18 protein-coding genes are annotated in these 19657 nt (G+C 72.8%); 10 read left to right on the top strand and 8 right to left on the bottom strand.

Features of this window, described 5'->3' with window-relative positions; genetic code table 11:
- Nucleotides 1–3: 3 nt before the first annotated feature.
- The gene (locus R2S09_RS32325) at nt 4–972 is read right to left on the bottom strand and encodes a LysR family transcriptional regulator (protein WP_306191715.1); all 969 of its coding nucleotides are present in this window, start codon (nt 970–972) and stop codon (nt 4–6) included.
- A gap of 167 nt (nt 973–1139) precedes the next feature.
- Here R2S09_RS32325 and R2S09_RS32320 point away from each other — a divergent pair, with 167 nt between their 5' ends.
- A complete protein-coding gene (locus R2S09_RS32320) occupies nt 1140–2030 on the top strand; it encodes an NAD(P)H-binding protein (RefSeq protein WP_316744860.1) in 891 nt (296 codons plus the stop codon).
- A gap of 22 nt (nt 2031–2052) precedes the next feature.
- On the opposite strand, the gene R2S09_RS32315 is transcribed toward R2S09_RS32320, so the two are convergent.
- Complete coding sequence (locus R2S09_RS32315; protein ID WP_306191717.1) at nt 2053–2940, bottom strand: LysR family transcriptional regulator; 888 nt, start codon at nt 2938–2940, stop codon at nt 2053–2055.
- 119 nt (nt 2941–3059) lie between these two features.
- On the opposite strand from R2S09_RS32315, the gene R2S09_RS32310 reads away from it, so the two are divergent.
- The 6 genes from R2S09_RS32310 (at nt 3060) to R2S09_RS32285 (ending at nt 9311) form a co-directional block, all read left to right on the top strand.
- Entirely contained in the window at nt 3060–3731 is a 672-nt protein-coding gene (locus R2S09_RS32310) for a succinate dehydrogenase (RefSeq protein ID WP_306191733.1), read from the top strand.
- 1 nt (nt 3732) lies between these two features.
- Entirely contained in the window at nt 3733–5682 is a 1950-nt protein-coding gene (locus R2S09_RS32305) for a fumarate reductase/succinate dehydrogenase flavoprotein subunit (RefSeq protein ID WP_316744858.1), read from the top strand.
- A complete protein-coding gene (locus R2S09_RS32300) occupies nt 5679–6428 on the top strand; it encodes a succinate dehydrogenase/fumarate reductase iron-sulfur subunit (RefSeq protein WP_306191719.1) in 750 nt (249 codons plus the stop codon). The genes R2S09_RS32305 and R2S09_RS32300 overlap by 4 nt, the downstream gene beginning before the upstream one ends.
- Nucleotides 6429–6526: 98 nt before the next feature.
- On the top strand, nt 6527–7555 hold the full coding sequence (locus tag R2S09_RS32295; RefSeq protein ID WP_316744855.1) for a hypothetical protein: 1029 nt from the start codon (nt 6527–6529) through the stop codon (nt 7553–7555).
- Between the two features lie 152 nt (nt 7556–7707).
- The gene (locus R2S09_RS32290) at nt 7708–8484 is read left to right on the top strand and encodes a GNAT family N-acyltransferase (RefSeq protein ID WP_316744854.1); all 777 of its coding nucleotides are present in this window, start codon (nt 7708–7710) and stop codon (nt 8482–8484) included.
- A complete protein-coding gene (locus tag R2S09_RS32285; RefSeq protein ID WP_316744852.1) occupies nt 8481–9311 on the top strand; it encodes a lysophospholipid acyltransferase family protein in 831 nt (276 codons plus the stop codon). Before R2S09_RS32290 ends, R2S09_RS32285 begins: the two co-directional genes overlap by 4 nt.
- A gap of 58 nt (nt 9312–9369) precedes the next feature.
- Here the strand turns inward: R2S09_RS32285 and R2S09_RS32280 are convergent, their stop codons facing one another.
- Entirely contained in the window at nt 9370–11124 is a 1755-nt protein-coding gene (locus tag R2S09_RS32280) for a hypothetical protein (protein ID WP_316744851.1), read from the bottom strand.
- A 95-nt stretch (nt 11125–11219) separates the two neighbouring features.
- Nucleotides 11220–13634, bottom strand: coding sequence for an excinuclease ABC subunit UvrA (locus R2S09_RS32275; RefSeq protein ID WP_316744849.1), 2415 nt, complete (start codon nt 13632–13634; stop codon nt 11220–11222).
- Between the two features lie 142 nt (nt 13635–13776).
- On the opposite strand from R2S09_RS32275, the gene R2S09_RS32270 reads away from it, so the two are divergent.
- Nucleotides 13777–14109: a deoxyxylulose-5-phosphate synthase gene (locus R2S09_RS32270; RefSeq protein ID WP_316744848.1), complete on the top strand. Its 333-nt coding sequence runs from the start codon at nt 13777–13779 to the stop codon at nt 14107–14109.
- A gap of 16 nt (nt 14110–14125) precedes the next feature.
- Here the strand turns inward: R2S09_RS32270 and R2S09_RS32265 are convergent, their stop codons facing one another.
- The 3 genes from R2S09_RS32265 to R2S09_RS32255 form a co-directional block, all read right to left on the bottom strand.
- The gene (locus R2S09_RS32265) at nt 14126–15208 is read right to left on the bottom strand and encodes a MerR family transcriptional regulator (RefSeq protein WP_316744846.1); all 1083 of its coding nucleotides are present in this window, start codon (nt 15206–15208) and stop codon (nt 14126–14128) included.
- A gap of 46 nt (nt 15209–15254) precedes the next feature.
- On the bottom strand, nt 15255–16277 hold the full coding sequence (locus tag R2S09_RS32260; RefSeq protein WP_306191727.1) for an LLM class flavin-dependent oxidoreductase: 1023 nt from the start codon (nt 16275–16277) through the stop codon (nt 15255–15257).
- Nucleotides 16278–16497: 220 nt separating this feature from the next.
- On the bottom strand, nt 16498–16740 hold the full coding sequence (locus R2S09_RS32255; protein WP_316744843.1) for a hypothetical protein: 243 nt from the start codon (nt 16738–16740) through the stop codon (nt 16498–16500).
- Between the two features lie 342 nt (nt 16741–17082).
- Between R2S09_RS32255 and R2S09_RS32250 the strand changes: the two genes are divergently transcribed.
- Nucleotides 17083–17574 (top strand): hypothetical protein, encoded by a 492-nt coding sequence (locus R2S09_RS32250; RefSeq protein ID WP_316744842.1) that lies wholly within the window; start codon nt 17083–17085, stop codon nt 17572–17574.
- A gap of 36 nt (nt 17575–17610) precedes the next feature.
- Here R2S09_RS32250 and R2S09_RS32245 read toward each other — a convergent pair whose 3' ends face one another.
- Complete coding sequence (locus R2S09_RS32245; RefSeq protein WP_306191730.1) at nt 17611–17826, bottom strand: dodecin; 216 nt, start codon at nt 17824–17826, stop codon at nt 17611–17613.
- Between the two features lie 296 nt (nt 17827–18122).
- On the opposite strand from R2S09_RS32245, the gene R2S09_RS32240 reads away from it, so the two are divergent.
- A complete protein-coding gene (locus R2S09_RS32240; RefSeq protein WP_306191731.1) occupies nt 18123–19382 on the top strand; it encodes an extracellular solute-binding protein in 1260 nt (419 codons plus the stop codon).
- Nucleotides 19383–19657 lie beyond the last annotated feature (275 nt).

The raw sequence follows: 19657 nt of genomic DNA, 5'->3' as shown, positions 1-19657 counted from the left end.
CCCTCACGGGCGCACGAACGGCGCCTCCTCGGGCTGTGCGCGCGCCCCCTCGGCCTGCCGGCGTGCGCCCTCAGCTTGCCCGCGTGCGCCCTCGGCCCGTCGGCGTGCGTCCTGGGGCTGACCCCAAACGTCGAGGGCCTGTCCGCATGAGTCCTCGGCCACCGCGACGGCCGCCCGGACGAGTGCGGCCGTGGCCCTCGAACGCGACTGCTGCGGCCAGGCGATCGCCACGACCGCGGGCGGGGCGTCGGTGACGGGGCGGTAGACGACCCCGGGGCGCGGATAGCGGTCGGCCACGGAGGCGGGCAGCAGGCTGATCACCTCGCCCAGCGCCACGAGCGTCAGCAGCTGGGCGAGGTCGCGGCCCCTGCTCCGCCTGCCGTCGAGGAACCGGTGGAGCTCCCCGGGGCGCAGACCGAGGTCTTCGAGGGCGAGACGGTCGCGGGCGGCAAGGGGGTCGTTCGAGGCCAGCGCGGCGACGCGCGGCTCGACGGCCAGTGTCTCGCTGTCCAGGCCGGTGCGGTCGAACGGCTCGTGGACCAGGGCGACATCGGCCTCGCCGCGGCGCAGCAGCCGGGGCGACTCCTGCCATGCGCACAGGCGGACGGTGACCGGGACCGCGGCCGGGTCGGCCGCGTAGCGCTCGAGGACCGGTTCCAGCAGACCGGCGTCGCCGTCGGCCTTCACCGCCAGGACCAGGCCGCCGGCCGGGGCGGCCGCACGGCGCGCCCGGTGCCCGGCCGCCTCCAGCGCGTCCAGCGCGATCCGCGCCTCCGCCAGCAGCACCTCGCCGGCCGGGGTCAGCGCGACACTGTGGGTGGTCCGCTCGAACAGGGTGACGCCGAGCTCCGTCTCCAACCGGCGGATCGCCCGGGACAGGGGCGGCGGCGAGATGCCCAGCCGTTCGGCGGCGCGGGCGAAGTTGAGCTCCTCGGCGACGGCGACGAAGTAGCGCAGCGGACGGGACTCCACGTCATCCCCCTGAGATCGGTATTGCCTTCAGGGTAACGACCAGGAGCGGATCGATCCTTCAGCCGCGGCCGCCCGGAGCGCAGGATCGATCCGTCGATCCGTCGATCCGTTGACCCATCGACCTGTCGATCCGTTCCCTTCGCGACTTCCGGACTCTGGAGATTCCCGTGATCGTAGTGACCACCCCGACCGGCCAGATCGGCCGTCAGCTTCTCGACCGCCTGCTCGACACCCCGGACACCACGGGGCAGCTCCGGGTGATCGCCCGCGACCCGGCACGCCTGGCGCCGTCGGCGCGGAACCGCGCCGAGGTGTTCCAGGGCTCGCACGCCGATCCCGAGGTCCTCGCGGCGGCGTGCGACGGTGCCGACCAGGTGTTCTGGCTCGTGCCCCCGACGCCCGGCGCCGACAGCGCGGAGGAGCACTTCCGCACCTTCACTCAGGCGCTGTGCAAGGTGATCGACGCCCAGGGGGTCGAACGGGTCGTCGCCGTCTCCACACTGGGCCGCGGGGTGGCGCAGAACGCCGGCCAGATCTCGGCGTCGCTGGCCATGGACGACCGGATCAGGGCCACCGGCGTGCACTACCGTGCGCTGTGCCCCCCGTTCCTCATGGAGAACCTGCTCGGCCAGGCCGAGTCGATCCGCGCCCAGGGCGTGTTCCGCCTGGCCGCGCCCGAGGACCGAGTCGTACGCACCTGCGCCACCCGTGACATCGCCGCCACGGCGGCCCGGCTGCTGCTCGACGGCTCCTGGAGCGGGCACGGCGACGTTCCGCTGGCCGGACCCGACGCGCTGACCCCCGAGGGGATGGCGCGGGTTCTCTCCGAGGTCCTCGAGCGGCCGGTGCGCGTGCAGCGCATGAGCATCGCGGACTACAAGGCGGCCGTGCTGCGCTCCGGGGCGTCCGAGGGCTGGGCGCAGGGCGTGGCCGACATGGCCTGGGCGCTCGAGGAACAGGGCTTCTACGGAGCCTCGCAGCCGAGCACCCCCGACACCGCGCCCACCGGCTTCCGCCAGTGGTGCGAGGAGGTGCTCAAGCCGGCCGTCCTCGCCTGAACGCGGCGGACGCGGCACCGGCTCACCGCTCCAGCAGCATCCGCTGAAGCTCCCGGGCGGCGCGCGGCGGGGCCACGTCGCTGCGGTGGGCCAGGGCGATCGTGCGGTACAGGCCGGGGCGGGCCAGCGGGGTGACGCGCAGCCCCTGCCCGGAGCGGGCGGCGACCATGCGCGGCACCACGGCGACGCCGAGACCGGCCCGTACGAAGCCCAGCACAGCGTCCATCTCGCCGCCCTCGACCGCGAACTCCGGCTCGAAGCCCTCGGCCCGGCACGCGGCCACGGTCAGCTCGCGCAGGTCGTAGCCGTGGCGGAACATCACCAGGCGCTCGCCCTCCAGGTCCGCGATCCGCACCGTCCGCCGTTCCGAACCGCCCGGCACGGGCGCCTCCGGCGACGACACCACCACCAGGTCCTCGCGCAGCAGCTCCACCGTGGTCAGCGCGGGGGACGGGGTGGGCAGCGGCAGGACCACCAGGGCCAGGTCGAGGGCGCCGCGGGCCAGCTCCCGTACCAGGTCGTGCGAGCCGCCCTCCTCCACCAGCAGCCGGATGCCGGGGTAGCGGTCGTGGAAGGCGCGCAGCACGTCCGGCAGCAGGCCCGTGCACACACTCGGGGTCGCCCCGAGGCGTACCCGGCCGCTGCGCAGCTGTACCAGTTCCTGCACCTCGTGCCGGGCGGTGTCCGCGTCGGCGAGGATGCGCCGGGCCAGCGGCAGCAGCGCCTCGCCCGCGTCGGTGAGCGTGATGTTGCCGCGCGCCCGCAGGAACAGGTCCGCGCCCAGCTCCCGCTCCAGCGCCTTGATCTGCTGGGAGAGCGAGGGCTGGGCGACGTGCACCAGGTCGGCGGCCCGGGTGAAGTGCCGGGTCTCGGCGACCGCCACGAAGTACTGGAGCTGCTGGAACTGCACCGTGCCATCATAGCCAGCTCCTATCGAAACAAGCCGCACCATGTCTTGGACCGATGGGGTCCTTCGGCCCTAGCGTCATGCGCATGGCTCTGGCAACGCGGACGGACCGACGGCCGTCCATGGCGCGCACCGTGTGGGACTCGACCGTCGGCAAGAAGACCGTGATGGCGGTCAGCGGGCTGATCATGCTGCTGTACCTGGTCCTCCACCTGTACGGGAACCTGAAGGTGTTCTTCGGGCTCGAGGCGATCGACGACTACGCCGTCTGGCTCCGCAATGTGGGCGAACCGTTCATGCACCGCATGTGGACGCTCTGGCTGGTCCGCGCCGTGCTGGTGGTCGCCGTCGTGGCCCACGCCGTCAGCGCGTACCAGCTCAGCCGGCGCGACATCAAGGCCCGTCCCAGCACGTACGTGCACAAGAAGCCGCGGGCGACCTACGCCACGCGCACCATGCGCTGGGGCGGGGTCATCCTCGGGCTGTTCATCGTCTGGCACATCCTCGACCTGACCACCGGCACCGTGCACCCCGGCGGCTTCCAGGACGCCCACCCGTACGAGAACATCGTCGACACCTTCTCGACCTGGTACGGCAACGTCATCTACATCGTCGCGATGCTGGCTCTCGGCCTGCACATCCGGCACGGCTTCTGGAGTGCCGCCCAGACCCTGGGTGCGGGCAGCCGTACCCGCGACCGTGCCCTGAAGGCCACCGCCAACCTTCTCGCACTGCTGCTCACGGCCGGCTTCATCTCCATTCCCGTGGGCGTCATGACCGGATTGGTGAGCTGACATGACCTCGTACCTGGACTACACGACCGGTGAGCCGGTCGCCGACACCAAGGCCCCCGCCGGCCCGATCAACGAGCGCTGGGACAAGCGCCGTTTCGAGGCCAAGCTGGTCAACCCGGCCAACCGCCGCAAGCAGACGGTCATCGTCGTCGGCACCGGTCTGGCCGGCGGCTCCGCCGGCGCCACCCTCGCCGAACAGGGCTACCGCGTCGTGCAGTTCTGCTACCAGGACTCCCCGCGTCGCGCCCACTCCATCGCCGCGCAGGGCGGCATCAACGCGGCCAAGAACTACCGCAACGACGGCGACTCGATCCACCGGTTGTTCTACGACACCGTCAAGGGCGGCGACTTCCGCTCCCGCGAGTCCAACGTGCACCGCCTGGCCCAGATCTCCGTGGAGATCATCGACCAGTGCGTGGCCCAGGGCGTGCCGTTCGCCCGCGAGTACGGCGGCCTGCTCGACACCCGCTCCTTCGGCGGCGTCCAGGTCTCCCGCACCTTCTACGCCCGCGGCCAGACGGGCCAGCAGCTGCTGCTGGGCGCCTACCAGGCGCTGTCGCGGCAGATCGCCGCCGGGAACATCGAGATGCACCCGCGCACCGAGATGCTGGACCTGATCGTCGTGGACGGCCGCGCCCGCGGCATCGTCGCCCGCGACCTGATCACCGGGAAGATCGACACCTACTTCGCGGACGCCGTCGTCCTCGCCTCCGGCGGCTACGGCAACGTCTTCTACCTGTCGACCAACGCCATGAACTCCAACGCGACCGCCATCTGGCGGGCGCACCGGCGCGGCGCCTACTTCGCCAACCCCTGCTTCACCCAGATCCACCCCACCTGCATCCCGCGCACCGGCGACCACCAGTCCAAGCTGACGCTGATGAGCGAGTCGCTGCGCAACGACGGCCGTATCTGGGTGCCCAAGGCCAAGGGCGACACCCGCCCGCCGAACGAGATCCCCGAGGACGAGCGCGACTACTACCTGGAGCGCATCTACCCGTCCTTCGGCAACCTCGTGCCCCGCGACATCGCCTCCCGCGCCGCGAAGAACGTCTGCGACGAGGGCCGCGGCGTCGGCCCCGGCGGACAAGGCGTGTACCTGGACTTCGCCGACGCCATCAAGCGGATGGGCAGGAAGAAGGTCGAGGAGAAGTACGGCAACCTCTTCGACATGTACGAGCGGATCACCGCGGAGAACCCGTACGAGGTGCCCATGCGGATCTATCCCGCCGTGCACTACACGATGGGCGGCCTGTGGGTCGACTACGACCTGCAGACCACGATCCCCGGCCTGTTCGCCGTCGGTGAGGCCAACTTCTCCGACCACGGCGCCAACCGCCTCGGCGCCTCCGCCCTGATGCAGGGCCTGGCCGACGGCTACTTCGTCCTGCCGGCCACCATCAACGACTACCTGGCCCGCCACCCGCACCAGGACGCGGTCACCGACGGCCACCCGGTCGTCCAGGAGGTCCTGGCCGAGACCGAGGACCGGCTGAACCTGCTCCTCTCCGTCGACGGCGACCGCACCCCGGACTCCTTCCACCGCGAACTCGGCGAACTGATGTGGGAGTTCTGCGGCATGGCCCGCACCGACGAGGGCCTGCGCAAGGCGCTCGACCGGATCCCGCAGATCCGCGAGGAGTTCTGGCGGCGCATCAAGGTGCCCGGCACCGGCGAGGAACTCAACCAGTCCCTGGAGAAGGCCAACCGCATCGTCGACTACCTGGAGCTCGCCGAGCTCATGTGCCTCGACGCCCTGCACCGCTCCGAGTCCTGCGGCGGCCACTTCCGCGAGGAGTCCCAGACCGCCGACGGCGAGGCCGCCCGCAAGGACGACGAGTTCGGCTACGCGGCCGCCTGGGAGTTCACGGGTACGGGCGAGGCCCCTGCCCTGCACAAGGAAGACCTGGTCTTCGAGTACGTCCACCCCACCCAGCGGAGCTACGCATGAAGCTCACCCTGCGCGTCTGGCGGCAGAAGAACGCCGACGCCGACGGCGCCATGTCCACCTACGAGGTGGACGGCATCTCGCCCGACATGTCCTTCCTGGAGATGCTGGACGTCCTCAACGAACAGCTCATCCTCTCCGGCGAGGAGCCGGTCGCCTTCGACCACGACTGCCGCGAGGGTATCTGCGGCGCGTGCAGCCTCGTCATCAACGGCGACGCCCACGGGCCGGAGCGCACCACCACCTGCCAGCTCCACATGCGGTCCTTCCGGGACGGCGACACCATCGACATCGAACCGTGGCGGGCCGCGGCGTTCCCGGTGGTGAAGGACCTGGTCGTGGACCGCTCGGCGTTCGACCGGATCATCCAGGCCGGCGGCTACATCACCGCGCCGACCGGTTCCGCGCCGGAGGCCCACGCGACAGCGGTGCCGAAGGCGGACGCCGACTTCGCCTTCGAGCACGCGGAGTGCATCGGCTGCGGGGCCTGCGTCGCGGCCTGCCCGAACGGCGCCGCGATGCTCTTCACCTCCGCCAAGATCAACCACCTCAACGTGCTGCCGCAGGGCGCGCCCGAGCGGGAGACCCGCGTGCTGGACATGGTGGCGCAGATGGACGCGGAGGGCTTCGGCGGGTGCACCCTGACCGGCGAGTGCGCCACCGCCTGCCCCAAGGGCATCCCGCTGATGTCCATCACCAGCATGAACAAGGAGTGGCTGCGGGCGACCCGCAAGGTCGCCAAGCGATAGGCGTTCGCCGACAGGGTGCGGACGGGCGGGACCGGGCGTGGTGCTCAACCCCGGTCCCGCCAGGCACCGTTGTCAGTGGGCGGCGGTAGGGTGCCCGCATGATCTTCGGCAACGAGGGGAGGGAGCGGTTCCTCGACGCCGTCACGGCGTTCGAGGCCGCGGTGCTCGACCGGGACGGTGACCGGTCGACGCAGGCGTTCCAGGAGATTCACCGGCACTTCCAGCAGGCGGGCGACGAGGAGATCGCGGCGGCCGGCCCGCGCCTGGCCGCGCTGCTGTCCGAGGTCCCGCCGGGGCCGCGCGGGGTGATCGCCGTGGTGGTCGGCGCCTGCGTGGAGCGGGGTGCGGACGCACGCCGGTGCGCCTCGTACGTCTTCGACGGGCTCGCCGGCGCGCTGGCCGACGCCGGCGAGTTCTGCGAGCGCTGGGCGGCGACCGGGGGAGGGGACTTCCCCGAACCGGACCCCGGCGATCCGGACCCCGCCGTCGTCGAGCGGGCCGGCTGGGAGGCGGCCCAGGGCTGGTGGACGCTGCCCCAGTGGGAGATGGCGTCCGTCGCGGTGCTGAACCGCCCCGAGGTGCGCACCACGCTCGGCGACGCCCTGCGCAACCGGCTGCTGTCGGCCGTACGCCCGGTTCAGAAGGCCTCCGGGCACGACTTCAAGTGCCTGGTGTACGCCCTGCTCGTGCTGGACGACGAACCGCTGGTCGTCCTGCACCGCCCCACCGGAACCGGCTACGCGCTCCGGATGGGCGGCATCGGGGACAACTTCCAGCTGCACACCCTGCTCGCCGACGTCCTCGTCGGCGGCGGCCACATACCCGGCCGGGCCCCGTCCGCCGCGGAGGCGGCCGTCTGCCGGGACCAGCCCGGGCAGGTGCCCACCACCGGCTCCTTCGACCTCGTCGCCCCGACCGGGGAATGGATCTGGAACGAGGGCACCCCCTCGGACATCCCCGTCGTGGACGGCGTACGGCTGCTCGTCCTCGACCCGCCGTCCTACCAGCGTAGCTGGCCCGCCGGCCGGTTCTTCCCGCACATGACCGGCGGCCTCGTCCTGGAGCGCGTCCTGGACCGGGAGGAGGCAGGGCGGCTGCTCGCCGGGTGCGTGACCAAGGAGGGCTGAGCGTCCTCGACCCGCCGTTCAGCATCCCCACATCTGCTCTCCCGGCACAGGTCACGCGCGCGCCAACCGGCATCGGAAGAACAGGGGCGGGGGCCGTACGCCACGGCCCCGCCACCCCCGTCGCCGAACCGGCCCGTGCCCAGGAGTCAGCCATGACCGGCGTTTCCACCCTCGACCGTCCCCCGCAGCCCGCGGCACCCACCCGCTACACCGTCACCCTGGCCCGCGACGAGGCGGACGTACGCGCCGCGCAGCGGCTGCGCCACGACGTCTTCGCCGGCGAGATGGGCGCCCTGCTGACCACCCCGCAGCCCGGCCACGACATCGACGCCTTCGACGCGTACTGCGACCACCTCCTGGTGCGCGAGGAGACGACGGGGCAGGTCGTCGGCACCTACCGGCTGCTGCCGCCGGAGCGGGCAGCGATCGCCGGACGCCTGTACTCGGAGGGCGAGTTCGACCTCGCCCCGCTGGATGCGATCCGGCCCCACCTGGTGGAGGTGGGCCGCTCCTGCGTGCACCCCGATCACCGCGACGGCGCGGTGATCGGCCTGATCTGGGCGGGCATAGCCCGCTACATGGTCGACCACGGCCACGACTGGCTCGCCGGCTGCTGCTCGATCCCGCTCGCCGACGGCGGCACCGTGGCCGCCGCCACCTGGGACCGGGTCCGCGCCAGGCACCTGGCGCCGGAGGAGTTCCGGGTACGGCCCCTGCTGCCGTGGATCCCGGGCACCGAGCCGCCCGCCGCACGCACCGAGCTGCCCGCCCTGCTGCGCGGCTACCTCCGCCTGGGTGCCTGGGTGTGCGGCGAGCCCGCCCACGACCCGGACTTCGGCGTCGCCGACCTCTACGTGCTGCTGTCGATCCGCCGGATCAACCCGCGCTATCTGCGCCACTTCCTGTCCCTGCTGCCGGCCGTCCGATGAGCGTCTGGCTGCCCGGAGCGCCCTGCACCCCCACGGCGTGCGTGGAGACGACGGGGCCGGCGGCAGCTCTGCCGCGCGCCGTGCTGCGGCTGGCGGCGGTCGCGGCCCTGCTGCTCGCCGGGGTGGTGCTGGCGCCGCTCGGCGGCCGGGTCCCGGCCGGCTGGATCCGGCGCTGGTGCCGGGCGATCGTACGGGCCTGCGGAGTCCGGGTACGGATCGCCGGCGCCGCCGCGCCCACCGGCGGCCTGCTGCTGGTCGCCAACCACATCTCCTGGCTGGACGTCCCGCTGCTGACCGCGGTGCGCCCGGCCCGGATGCTGGCCAAGGCGGAGATCCGCCGCTGGCCGGTGGCGGGCCCGCTCGCCGCCCGCGGCGGCGCCCTGTTCCTCGAACGGGACCGGCTGCGCGCCCTGCCCGGCACGGTCGCGCTGATCGCCGGCGCGCTGCGTGACGGCACCGCGGTCGCGGCCTTTCCCGAGGGCAGCACCTGGTGCGGCCGGGCCGAGGGCCGCTTCCACCGGGCCGTCTTCCAGGCCGCCCTCGACGCGGGCGTAGCGGTCCAGCCGGTCCGCATCCGCTACCGCGTCGCCGGCGGGGCCGCCAGCACCGCCCCGGCCTTCGTGGGGGACGACTCCCTGCTCGCGTCGCTGTGGCGGGTCGCCTCGGCCCGCGGCCTCACGGCCGAGGTCGACGTACGGCCCGCCATCGCACCCGGCACCCACCCGGACCGTCGCACCCTGGCCCGCGCCGCCCACCCGGTCCGCACCGGCGAACCTCGGTGGGCGCACGCGGCCCTAGGGGGTGTCTCGCCGATCATGCCGGGCTGATCCGGCCTGATCGACGAGACACTCCCTGGTGGCGTGAACACGCAGAGAGCGCGGTTCCTCAGATGCGGCGCACGGTGTGCAGCGCCGTGGCGTAGGTGCCCGTGCCGTCGAGGAGCGAGGCGCCGCCGAGGTCGGACATGGTGGGCCCGTCGACGGTCTTGCGGCTGGAGACGAAGCGGCGCTTGCCGGCCACGTCCGCGCCCAGATGGATCCCGACGTGGTCGACCGTGACGGTCGGGTTGTCGTCGCCGGAGTCGGCGTTGAAGAGGACGAGGTCACCGGGCTGGAGCAGGGCCGCGGCGGGCGGCTTGGTGCCGTCGGTCCGGTCGATGACGACACCGGGCGCGTAGTCGACGATGTAGCGGGAGTTGCGCGGTATCCGCTCCCCGGAGGTGTCCGCGCCCGCGGCCATCGGCACGCCCATGTGGTAGCCGTACACCATGCGCGTGTAGCCCGAGCAGTCCATGTTGCCGACCTGCTTGCTGGACGGACCGGTGTAGGTGCCGTCGGGGAACGTCCAGCCGACGTCCATGTACTCGTGGAAGTCGGCGCCCTCGTAGCGGTAGCCCTGCGGGTTCAGATAGCCGTAACCGGACTCGCCCAGCACCTGCTTGCCCTGCGCCGGCCCGTCCCCGGCCGTGACCGCGGGAGCGCCGCCGAGGAACATGGCGGCGTACGCCAGCACGTCCGGCACGGTGGAGCCGGCCCAGCCGCGGATCGTCTGCTCCAGCTCCGCCGTCCAGGTGCCGTCGAAGGGCTGGGGCAGCACCCGCACCCAGTCGCCGTGGGTGACGGTCGGCGGGGTGTCCCAGTTCGCGGCGTCCACCTCGAAGCGGCTGACATACAGCTTGACCGGCAGGTTCGTGCACCCGTTGTTGGCCAGGGCGCGCAGCCCCACCCGGCCCTTGCCGAAAGTCGAGTCGTTGATGTCCACGGCCCACGCGGACGGCTCCGTCGCGTCCGAGCGCCAGGCCTTGGCCCGGATCCGCGAGCCCTCGCGGCGCACCCGGATCGTCCAGTCGGTGCCGGCGGGGTTGCCCGTGGCCAGCGTGATGGCGGAGGCGAGCTGGGTGACCGCGTCGGCGACCTCCTTCTCGACCCGCAGTTCGACCGCTCCGGTGGTCAGGAAGGACAGCCGGGCCCGGTAGTTGTTGTGGGTGTCCTGGTAACCGAAGGACAGCGCGTACGAACACGCCTGCCCGGTGGGCACCTTGTCGAACCGGGCCACGGAACGCACGTCGACGTCGGTGATCTCGTCGTCGCGCAGGGTCGCGTGACGGCTGGCGTAGTCGGTGGTCAGGGCGATGATGCCGGTGCCGGGCACGACCGAGTAGTCCGTGACGTCGGGGCCGAGCGTGGACCAGCTGCCGCCGCCCGGCGAGGTGCCCCAGTACTTCCGGTCGGCCTCCGGCAGCGTGGTGTCCGGCAAGGTGCGTCCGAAGTCGTCCACGAAGGGGCGCTTGTTCTCGGCGAACGTTCTTCGCGGGCCGGGCAGCAGCACGGTCCGGGCGCCGTGGGTCAGCAGAGCGACGCGTCTGCCACCGGAGGTGATCTCCGTGCGGGCCGGGGTCCCGGACAGCACAGTGGCGGTGAGCGGCGAGGTCAGCGTCACCGGCGTGAAGTAGGAGGCGTCCAGCGGAGGCAGGGTCACCGAGGAGCGGGCCGAGGTCAGGCCCGCCGGCGCCGGCAGGGGGTCCACGGTCGTGGGGGCGGCGTCCGCGCGGGCGGGAGCCGCGGCCAGGCCGCTGAGCGGAACGGCGGCGGCGGTGGCGGCGAAGGCGGCGAGCAGGCCGCGACGAGAGGTGCGTGTCATGGCGGCCATGATCCAACACGGCCCGGCAGCCACGAGCGCCGACTCGGGACAAGTCTCGTAAGATACCTATGCGTTGAGCCTCCCGATGCGTCCGGTCAGTCCCGTTCCGGGGTCTCGCCTCCCTCCTCGCGGTCCCCGCCGTCCATGCCGCCCCGAGTCCCCTCGGCGCTCCCGGTGCCGGGCCGCAGTGCCCGCGCCAGATAGGGCGCCGTGGCGCTTCCCTCCGCCCGGGCCACCTGAGCCGGCGGTCCCGCCGCCACGATCCGGCCGCCCGCGTCGCCGCCGCCCGGCCCCAGGTCCACGACCCAGTCGGCGTCCGCGACGACGGACATGTCGTGCTCGACGACGATCACGGTGTGCCCGGCGTCGACCAGCCCGTGCAGCTGCCGCATCAACACCTCGACATCGGCCGGGTGCAGACCGGTCGTCGGTTCGTCCAGGAGGTAGAGGGTGTGGCCGCGGCGCCCGCGCTGCAGCTCACTGGCCAGCTTGATGCGCTGTGCCTCGCCGCCGGACAGCTCGGTCGCGGGCTGGCCCAGACGCAGATAGCCGAGGCCCACGTCGAGGAGGGCGCCGAGGCTGCGGGCCGCGGCCGGGGTGTCGGCGAAGAACTCGGCCGCGCCCTCCACTGTCATGTCCAGCACCTGGGCGATGTTCCGCCCGCGGTACGTCACCCGGAGCGTCTCGGGGTTGTACCGGGCCCCACCGCAGTCCGGGCAGGGGGCGTAGGTGCTGGGGAGGAACAGCAGCTCCACGCTGACGAACCCCTCGCCCTGGCAGGTCTCGCACCGGCCACCGGCCACGTTGAAGGAGAACCGCCCGACCCCGTAACCGAGTTCGCCGGCCGTGCCGGTGCCCGCGAACACCTTCCGTACGACGTCGAACAGCCCGGTGTAGGTGGCCAGGTTGGAGCGCGGGGTCCGCCCGATCGGCTTCTGGTCCACGCGGACCAGCCGCCCGACCCCGGCCAGATCCTCCGTGATCGCCCCGATGAGCGTGGACTTGCCGGACCCCGACACACCGGTGACCGCGGTGAACGCACCGAGCGGGAACTCGGCTGTCACCCCGCGCAGGTTGTGCCGGGTGACCGGCCCGGCCTTCAGCTGCCCGCGCGGCGGCCGGACCCGGCGCGCCGGCGCGCCGCCCCGGCCGAACAGGTGACGGGCCGTGGCCGACCCGGCCACCCCCGCCAGCTCGGCGACCGGCCCGCTGTGCAGCACCCGCCCGCCGTGCTCCCCGGCCCGCGGCCCCACGTCCACGACCCAGTCGGCGCCGCGCACCACGTCCAGATGGTGCTCCACCACGAACACCGAGTTGCCCGCGGCCTTCAACCGCTGCAACACCGTGAGCAGAGCCTCGGTGTCCGCCGGGTGCAGCCCCGCCGACGGCTCGTCGAGGACGTACACGACACCGAACAGCCCGGAGCGCAACTGGGTGGCCAGGCGCAGCCGCTGGAGCTCACCGGCCGACAGGGTGGGCGCGGCCCGGTCCAGGCTGAGATAGCCGAGGCCGAGCTCGACGACGGGCGCGATACGGGACTTCAGGTCGTCGGTGAGGACGCGGGCCGCCTCCGAGGTGCCTTGGAGGACCCCGGCCAGCTCGCCGAGCGGCAGCGCGGCCAGCTCGGCGATGGTGCGCCCGGCGAAGGTGACGGCCAGCGCCTCCGGCCGCAGCCTGCTGCCACCGCAGACCGGGCAGGGCGCCGAGACGAGGAAGCGCTCGGCCTTCGCCCGCAGCGTCGCACTCTTCGAATCGGCGAACGTCTTCATCACATACCGATGGGCGCTCATGTACGTGCCCTGGTAGGGCCGCTGGATCCGATCGGCCTCCCGCACCGGATGCACGGTCACCACCGGCTGCTCGTCCGTGAACAGGATCCACTCCCGCTGCTCGGCGGGCAGCTCGCGCCAGGGCCGGTCGACGTCGTACCCGAGCGCGTCCAGGATGTCCCGCAGGTTCTTGCCCTGCCAGGCACCCGGCCACGCCGCGATCGCCCCCTCGCGGATCGACAGCGAGGGGTCCGGGACCAGCAGTTCCTCCTCCGTACGGTGCACCCGCCCCAGCCCGTGGCACTCCGGGCAGGCCCCGGCCGCCGTGTTGGGCGAGAAGGCGTCCGAGTCCAGCCGCTCGGCGCCCGGCGGATAGTCACCGGCCCGGGAGAACAGCATGCGCAGCGAGTTGGAGAGGTTGGTCACCGTCCCCACGGAGGACCGCGAGGTCGGGGCCGACCGCCGCTGCTCCAGCGACACCGCGGGCGGCAGCCCGGTGATCTCTCCGACCTTGGGCGCCCCCACCTGGTGGATGAGCCGGCGCGCGTACGGCGCCACCGACTCGAAGTACCGCCGCTGCGCCTCCGCGTAGATCGTCCCGAACGCAAGCGACGACTTCCCCGACCCCGACACCCCTGTGAACACGGCCAGCGCGTCCCGCGGCACATCGACGTCAACGCCTTTGAGATTGTGCTCACGAGCACCGCGGACTCGGACGTACGGGTCGTGGGGGGTGTGCATGGGGTCGCTCCGTACGGAGGTGCGGTGGTCGAGGGGCAAACCCCGCGATCCTACGCGCATCGCCGGGCCGGAGTTCGCCTCCGGCCGACTCCCCGGCCGAAACCGCCTGGCGTGCGGCTCCGAGGGTGCTTGACCTGCGCACATGCCGTCCGCGAAGACCTCCTTCGTCTGTCTGCCCTGCCGGGCCTCCTACAAGCAGCCCTACGACCGGGAAAGGCCCGAGCGGATCTGCCCCCGCTGTGCACGGCCGCTGATCCATGCGGGCTCCGCCTTCGCCGCGCCCCCGCGTCGTGACCGGGCGGCCTGGCGGGTCCTCGCCGTCCTGCTCCACGCGGGCGTGCGCTTCCACAAGAGCTGCTGCGGCGGGCCGGGGTATCGCCCGCGGACCCCGCGCGAGGTCCGTGAGCGCATGACGTACGCCCGCCGCAGCGGCGAGCCCTTCGGCGAGGCCCTGGTACGGCTCGACGTTCCGTAGGGACCAGCGGTTGCGGTCAGTCCTCCAGACGGACCGGCATCAGGATGGAGAACGTGTCCTCGTCACCGGGCCGGCGGATCGCCACCGGGGCCGTGGGAGCCCCGAAATCCAGGATCAGCCGGTCGTCGCCCCCGGAGGCCAGTGCCTCCAGCAGGAACGCGCGGTTGACGGCGACACGGCCCAGGTCGTCGTCGCCGTCCGCCCGGACGGTCACCGTGCCGTCGTCCGCGACGCCGAGCACCGTCAGGTCGCAGGAGACGCCGTCCTGCTCGCGCACCTCACCGACCCGGACAGGGCCTGTTTCCAGCGCCTTCCGGAAGTCCGGCACATCGACGAGGGCGCGGCGTCCCGCCGGCAGCTGGAGGAGGCGACGGTAGTCGGGGAAGTCGTGGTCGAGGCACTGGCCTGCCGTCTGACGGGCACCCGCCTCGAGTGTGACGCGGTCGCCGTCCACGGTGAGCCGGACGGGTTCGTCGCCGCTCAGCAGGGCCCGCATCGCATCGACCAGCGGGGTGGGCACGACGACCCGGACGCGGCGATCGCCGTACCCTACGGTCGCGGTGCGCCCGACGGCCATGCGGTAGCGGTCGGTGGCCACGACCTGGAGCCCGTCGCCCTCGATGTCGAACAGGACCCCGCCCAGCATCGGCAGCTCCGGGTCGGTGCTGACCGCGAAGCGGACGGCGTCCAGCGCGGCGGCCAGCCCGGACGCGGACAGGGACAGGCGGGCGGGGGCGGTGCGGAGCGATGACATGGGGTTCTCCCGGTGGTCGAGCAGGGCTCGGAGTGCGGAGAACTCACCGCGGGCATCGGACAGTCCCGCTTCGAGCCGGCGTAGATGCGCCTGCAGAAGCGTCAGTACCAGATCGGTGTCCGAGCCGGACCAGCCGGCCAGCACCAGCCGGATGTCGGCCAGCGGCATTCCGGCCCGGCGCAGCCGGGCCAGCACCCGCGCCTCGCCGAGCTGCTCCGGCTCGTACCAGCGGTAGCCGCTCACCGGATCGACCCAGGCCGGGCCCAGCACCCCGGCACGGTCGTAGAACCGCAGCGCGCTCACGCTCAGTCCGCTCTCCTGGGCCATCTCCCCGATACTGCGCATCTCGCTCTCCACACCCGGAACCCTGAGCCCTCGACCAGGTCGAGGGTCAAGCCCGCCCCGGCACCGCCTTGGAGGCGCTGAAGACCCGCGCCAGCCGCCGGTAGGAGTCCAGCAGGGCGTGATGATCGTACGTGCTGGTGGTGAGCAGGACCTCCTGGGCGCCCGTCTGCTTCAGGACGGTCTCGAGTTCGTCGGCCACCTGATCCTCGGTGCCCGCGAGGTGACCGGTCAGACCGGAGTCGTAGAAGCCGCGCTCCTTCGCGGTCATCGGCAGGGACTCGACGCGGTCGGCGGGCGGCAGGGGCGGGAACGTTCCGTGGGTGCGGGCGTGGGCCATGGACCAGGCCTCCGGGATCAGGAGCCGGCGGGCCTCCTCGCGGGTGCCGGCGACCGCGACCGTGCCGGAGATCACGACGTACGGCTCCCGCGCCCAGGGGGAGGGGCGGAAGGCGTCGCGGTACCGCTCGATGCCGCGCAGCATCTTCTCCCGGTCGCGCAGGTCACCGATGACCATGGGCAGGCCCGCGCGGGCCGCGATCGCGACGCCCTCGCCCATCGCCAGCACGAACGGCGGCACGCGCAGGCCCTCGGCGGGCCGTGCGCGCACCCCCGTCGGGGACGTGCCCTCGAACCAGCCGAGCAGTTCGGCCAGTTGCGCCTCGAAGTCCTCGGCGGCGTGCCTGTCCCGTCCCAGGGCCCTGCGCACGCCGTCGGTGAAGCCGACGGAACGGCCGAGGCCCATGTCGATGCGCCCCGGGTACAGCGACTCCAGCACACCGAACTGCTCGGCCACCACCAGCGGCTGGTGGTTGGGCAGCATCACGCCGCCCGTACCCACCCGGATCGTGCGGGTCGCGGCCGCCACGGCGGCGGCCAGCACCGTCGGCGCGGACCCGGCGACGCCGGGCACGCCGTGGTGCTCCGAGACCCAGAACCGGTGGTAGCCGAGGCGCTCCACCTCCTGCGCCAGCCGCACGGTGTCGCGCAGCGCCTCCGAGGGCGGGTGGCCCTCGCGCGTGCGGGAGCGGTCCAGGACGGAGAAGCGGGTGGCCGCGATCGGGGAACTCACACCCGGTTCAACGCGGGGGCACGCCCGTGATTCCCGCGCGGTGCCGTGGGGCGGCGTGGGGTGCGGTGGGGCAGCCGTGGGGTGCCGCGGGGTGGGCCGTGGGGTGCGGTGGGGCCGCCGTGGGGTGCCGTGGGGTGCGGTGGGGCAGCCGTGGGGTGCCGCGGGGTGGGCCGTGGGGTGCGGTGAGTTAGGCCGTGGGGTGCGCGGTGCGACGGCGGGGTCAGTCGGAGTCGGGGGAGGCGCCGTCCGTCTCCGGGCCCCAGTACTCGGGGCCGCCGCCGCGCCAGTCGATCAGCGGGGACACCGAGACCTCCGCGGGGTCCACCTCGAGGCCGGCCCGGCGCAGGAACTCGGCGACATCCGCGATGCTGTACGCCAGCCCCAGGATCTCGCCGTCCACACGGACGCGCCGGCCGCCCGTCGGCGAGGGCGGGTGCACGGTCACGGGCAGTGATCCGGACATGTTCCCAGCATCAGGCGCCGGGCCCGCCCCCGCATCCGGACGGCACGCGGTCCGCCGCCGACGGCGGCCCGCCCGCTGTGCCCGGCACCCTGTCCGCTCCGCCCGGCGCCCCGGCGCCCCGGCGCCCGGGCGCCCTGGGGCCTTTCGTTTGGATCACGCCGGGCTCGCGGGGTCTGGCACCGCGCCTCGCCGCGTCGCCGTCGGTCGCCGATGCTCCGCATCGACTCCCTCCTCCGCCTTGCGATGCTCCCCCACTGCCTGAACGGCGTGGGAGGTGTCCCCAGCACCAGACCCCGCTCCCTGATCCGGCCTGATCCAAACGAAAGGCCCTAGGCTGTGCGTGTGAAGGACAGCGGTCAGCGGCCCCTCGCCGTGTTCGACCTGGACAACACCCTCGCCGACACGGCGCACCGGCAGCGGTTCCTCGAGCAGCGGCCCCGGGACTGGGACGCCTTCTTCGCCGCCGCGCCCCAGGATCCCCCGCTCGCCGAGGGCGTACGGCTCGCCCTGGACAGTGCGCGCGAATGCGAGGTCGTCTACCTCACCGGGCGGCCCGAGTGGTGCCGCCGGGACACCCTCGACTGGCTCGCCGCCCACGGGCTGCCCGAGGGACGTGTGCACATGCGGCGTGACGAAGACCGCAGGCCGGCCCGCCGCACCAAGCTGGAGATCCTGCGCCGGCTCGCCCGTACCCGGGAGATCCGCGTCCTCGTGGACGACGACGAGCTGGTGTGCGCGGACGCCGAAGGGGCGGGCTTCCGCGTCCTGCGCGCCCGCTGGGCGACTCCCTCCGCCGAGCTGAAGATCGCGCAGGAGCGCGAGGGGCGGACCTGACGGGTGCCGGGCTGCCCGCGGCGGCCCCGGCCGGCCTCAGTCCGCGTCCTCGATCCGGAAGCCGACCTTGAGCCCCACCTGGTAGTGCTCGATCCGCCCGTTCTCGATCTGGCCCCTGACCTGGGTCACCTCGAACCAGTCCAGGTTGCGCAGGGTCTGCGAGGCACGGTTGATGGCGTTGCGGATGGCGTCGTCCACCCCTTCGTGCGAACTGCCGACGATCTCGGTGACCCGGTAGATGTGGTCGGTCATGCGGGTGCTCCTCTCGCGGACGACGCCTGGATGCCGGGCGCCGTGGACGGTGACGGTGACGGGGGACGTCACACCCGTCGGTGAGGCGCCGGTGACGCGCGTGTCCCACGTCACTCCACCGTGCCGTATGCGGAGGCGGATCGCGAGATGTGCGGACCGTGACCGGTGTGCCACTTGACCTGGGTATTGGTCCATACCAAAATCCCAGCACGCCCGTGCGAGCCTTCTGCTCGGCCCCCCACGTCGGGATCTTCCCTGTCCACAGACAGAAGTCCACAGACAGAAAAGGACCCTTCGTGAGACGTCGCCTTCTTGCCCTCGTCTGTGCGTCCGCCTCCCTGGTCAGTGCCTGCGGTGTGCTGCCCGGCGGTGGAGGCGGGCGGCACACCGTGACCGTGTGGCTGATGCAGGGCAGCGCGTCGCAGGACTTCCTGCGCCGCTTCACCGAGGACTTCGAACGCAGCCACGACGATCTGCGCCTCGACATCCGTATCCAGCAGTGGACCGGCATCGGCCCGAAGGTGCAGGCCGCGCTCTCCGTGACCTCCGACGACGGTCCCGACGTCATCGAGGTCGGCAACACACAGGTCGCCCAGTACGTGGAGGGCGGCCGGCTGACCAACCTGACCCTGGAGTCGATGCGCGACTGGGGTATGCAGGACTGGCTGCCCGGCCTCGCCGAGCCGGGACTGGACAACTCCGCGCAGTTCGGCATCCCCTGGTACGCAGCCAGCCGGGTGGTGATCTACCGCAAGGACCTGTTCGAGAAGGCGGGCATCACCTCCCCGCCCCGCACCCGGGCCGAGTGGCTCGCCGACACCGAGAAGCTCAACTCCGGTGGCAACCAGGGCATCTACCTGGCCGGACAGGACTGGTACACGCTGTCCGGCTTCATCTGGGACGAGGGCGGCGACCTCGCCAAGCAGTCCGCCAACACCTGGAAGGGCGCCCTGGACACCCCGGCAGCCCTGCGCGGCATGGACTTCTACCGGCGGCTGCAGGCACTCGGGAAGGGCCCGGCCGACGCCGACGAGGAGCATCCGCCGCAGGCCGGGGTGTTCGCGGGCGGGAAGGTGGCCCAGATCGTGGCCGTGCCCGGGGTCGTCCAGGCCATCGTGCAGCAGAACCCCGCCCTCAAGGACGAACTGGGCTTCTTCCCCGTGCCCGGGAAGACCGCCGGACGGCCGGGCACCGTCTTCACCGGCGGCTCCGACTTCGTCGTACCGAGGAACACCGACGACCGGGACGCCGCCGTCGCCGTCGTCGCGGCCCTGACCGGCACCAAGTGGGACACCGACCTGGCCCGCACGATGAACTACGTCCCCAACAAGACGACACTCGCCCCGGCCGTCGCCGGCGAGGAGGCGGTCGCCGCCATGGCGGCCGGCGCCGCCCACGGCCGGGCGACCCCCAGTACGCCGCAGTGGGCGGCCGTCGAGGCCGACAACCCGATCAAGGAGTACATGACCAAGGTGCTCGACGGCGCCGACCCGCACACCGCGGCCCGCCAGGCCTCCCGACGCATCACCGAAGAACTGGCCCCCGGCCTCGGCTGACCTCCCGGACAGGCAGGGTGTCTCGCCGATCATGCCGGGCTCGCGGTGGCCGGCGCCGCGCCTCGCGGCGTTGTCGTCGGTCGCCGATGCTCCGCATCGACTCCCTCCTGCGCCTTGAGATGCTCCCCCACTGTCTGAACGGCGTGGGAGGTACCCCCACCGCCGGCCACCGCTCCCTGATCCGGCCTGATCGACGAGATACCCCCTAGGTCACCGCGCCACGCTCAGCGACAGTGCGAAGCGGTTGTCGGTGTCGGTCCACCAGCAAGTCAGGC

Source organism: Streptomyces sp. MK7, assembly GCF_032658145.1.
Taxonomy (GTDB): Bacteria; Actinomycetota; Actinomycetes; order Streptomycetales; family Streptomycetaceae; genus Streptomyces; species Streptomyces spiralis.
Note: the sequence above shows the minus strand (reverse complement) of the source record. Positions and strands in the feature narration are given on the sequence as shown.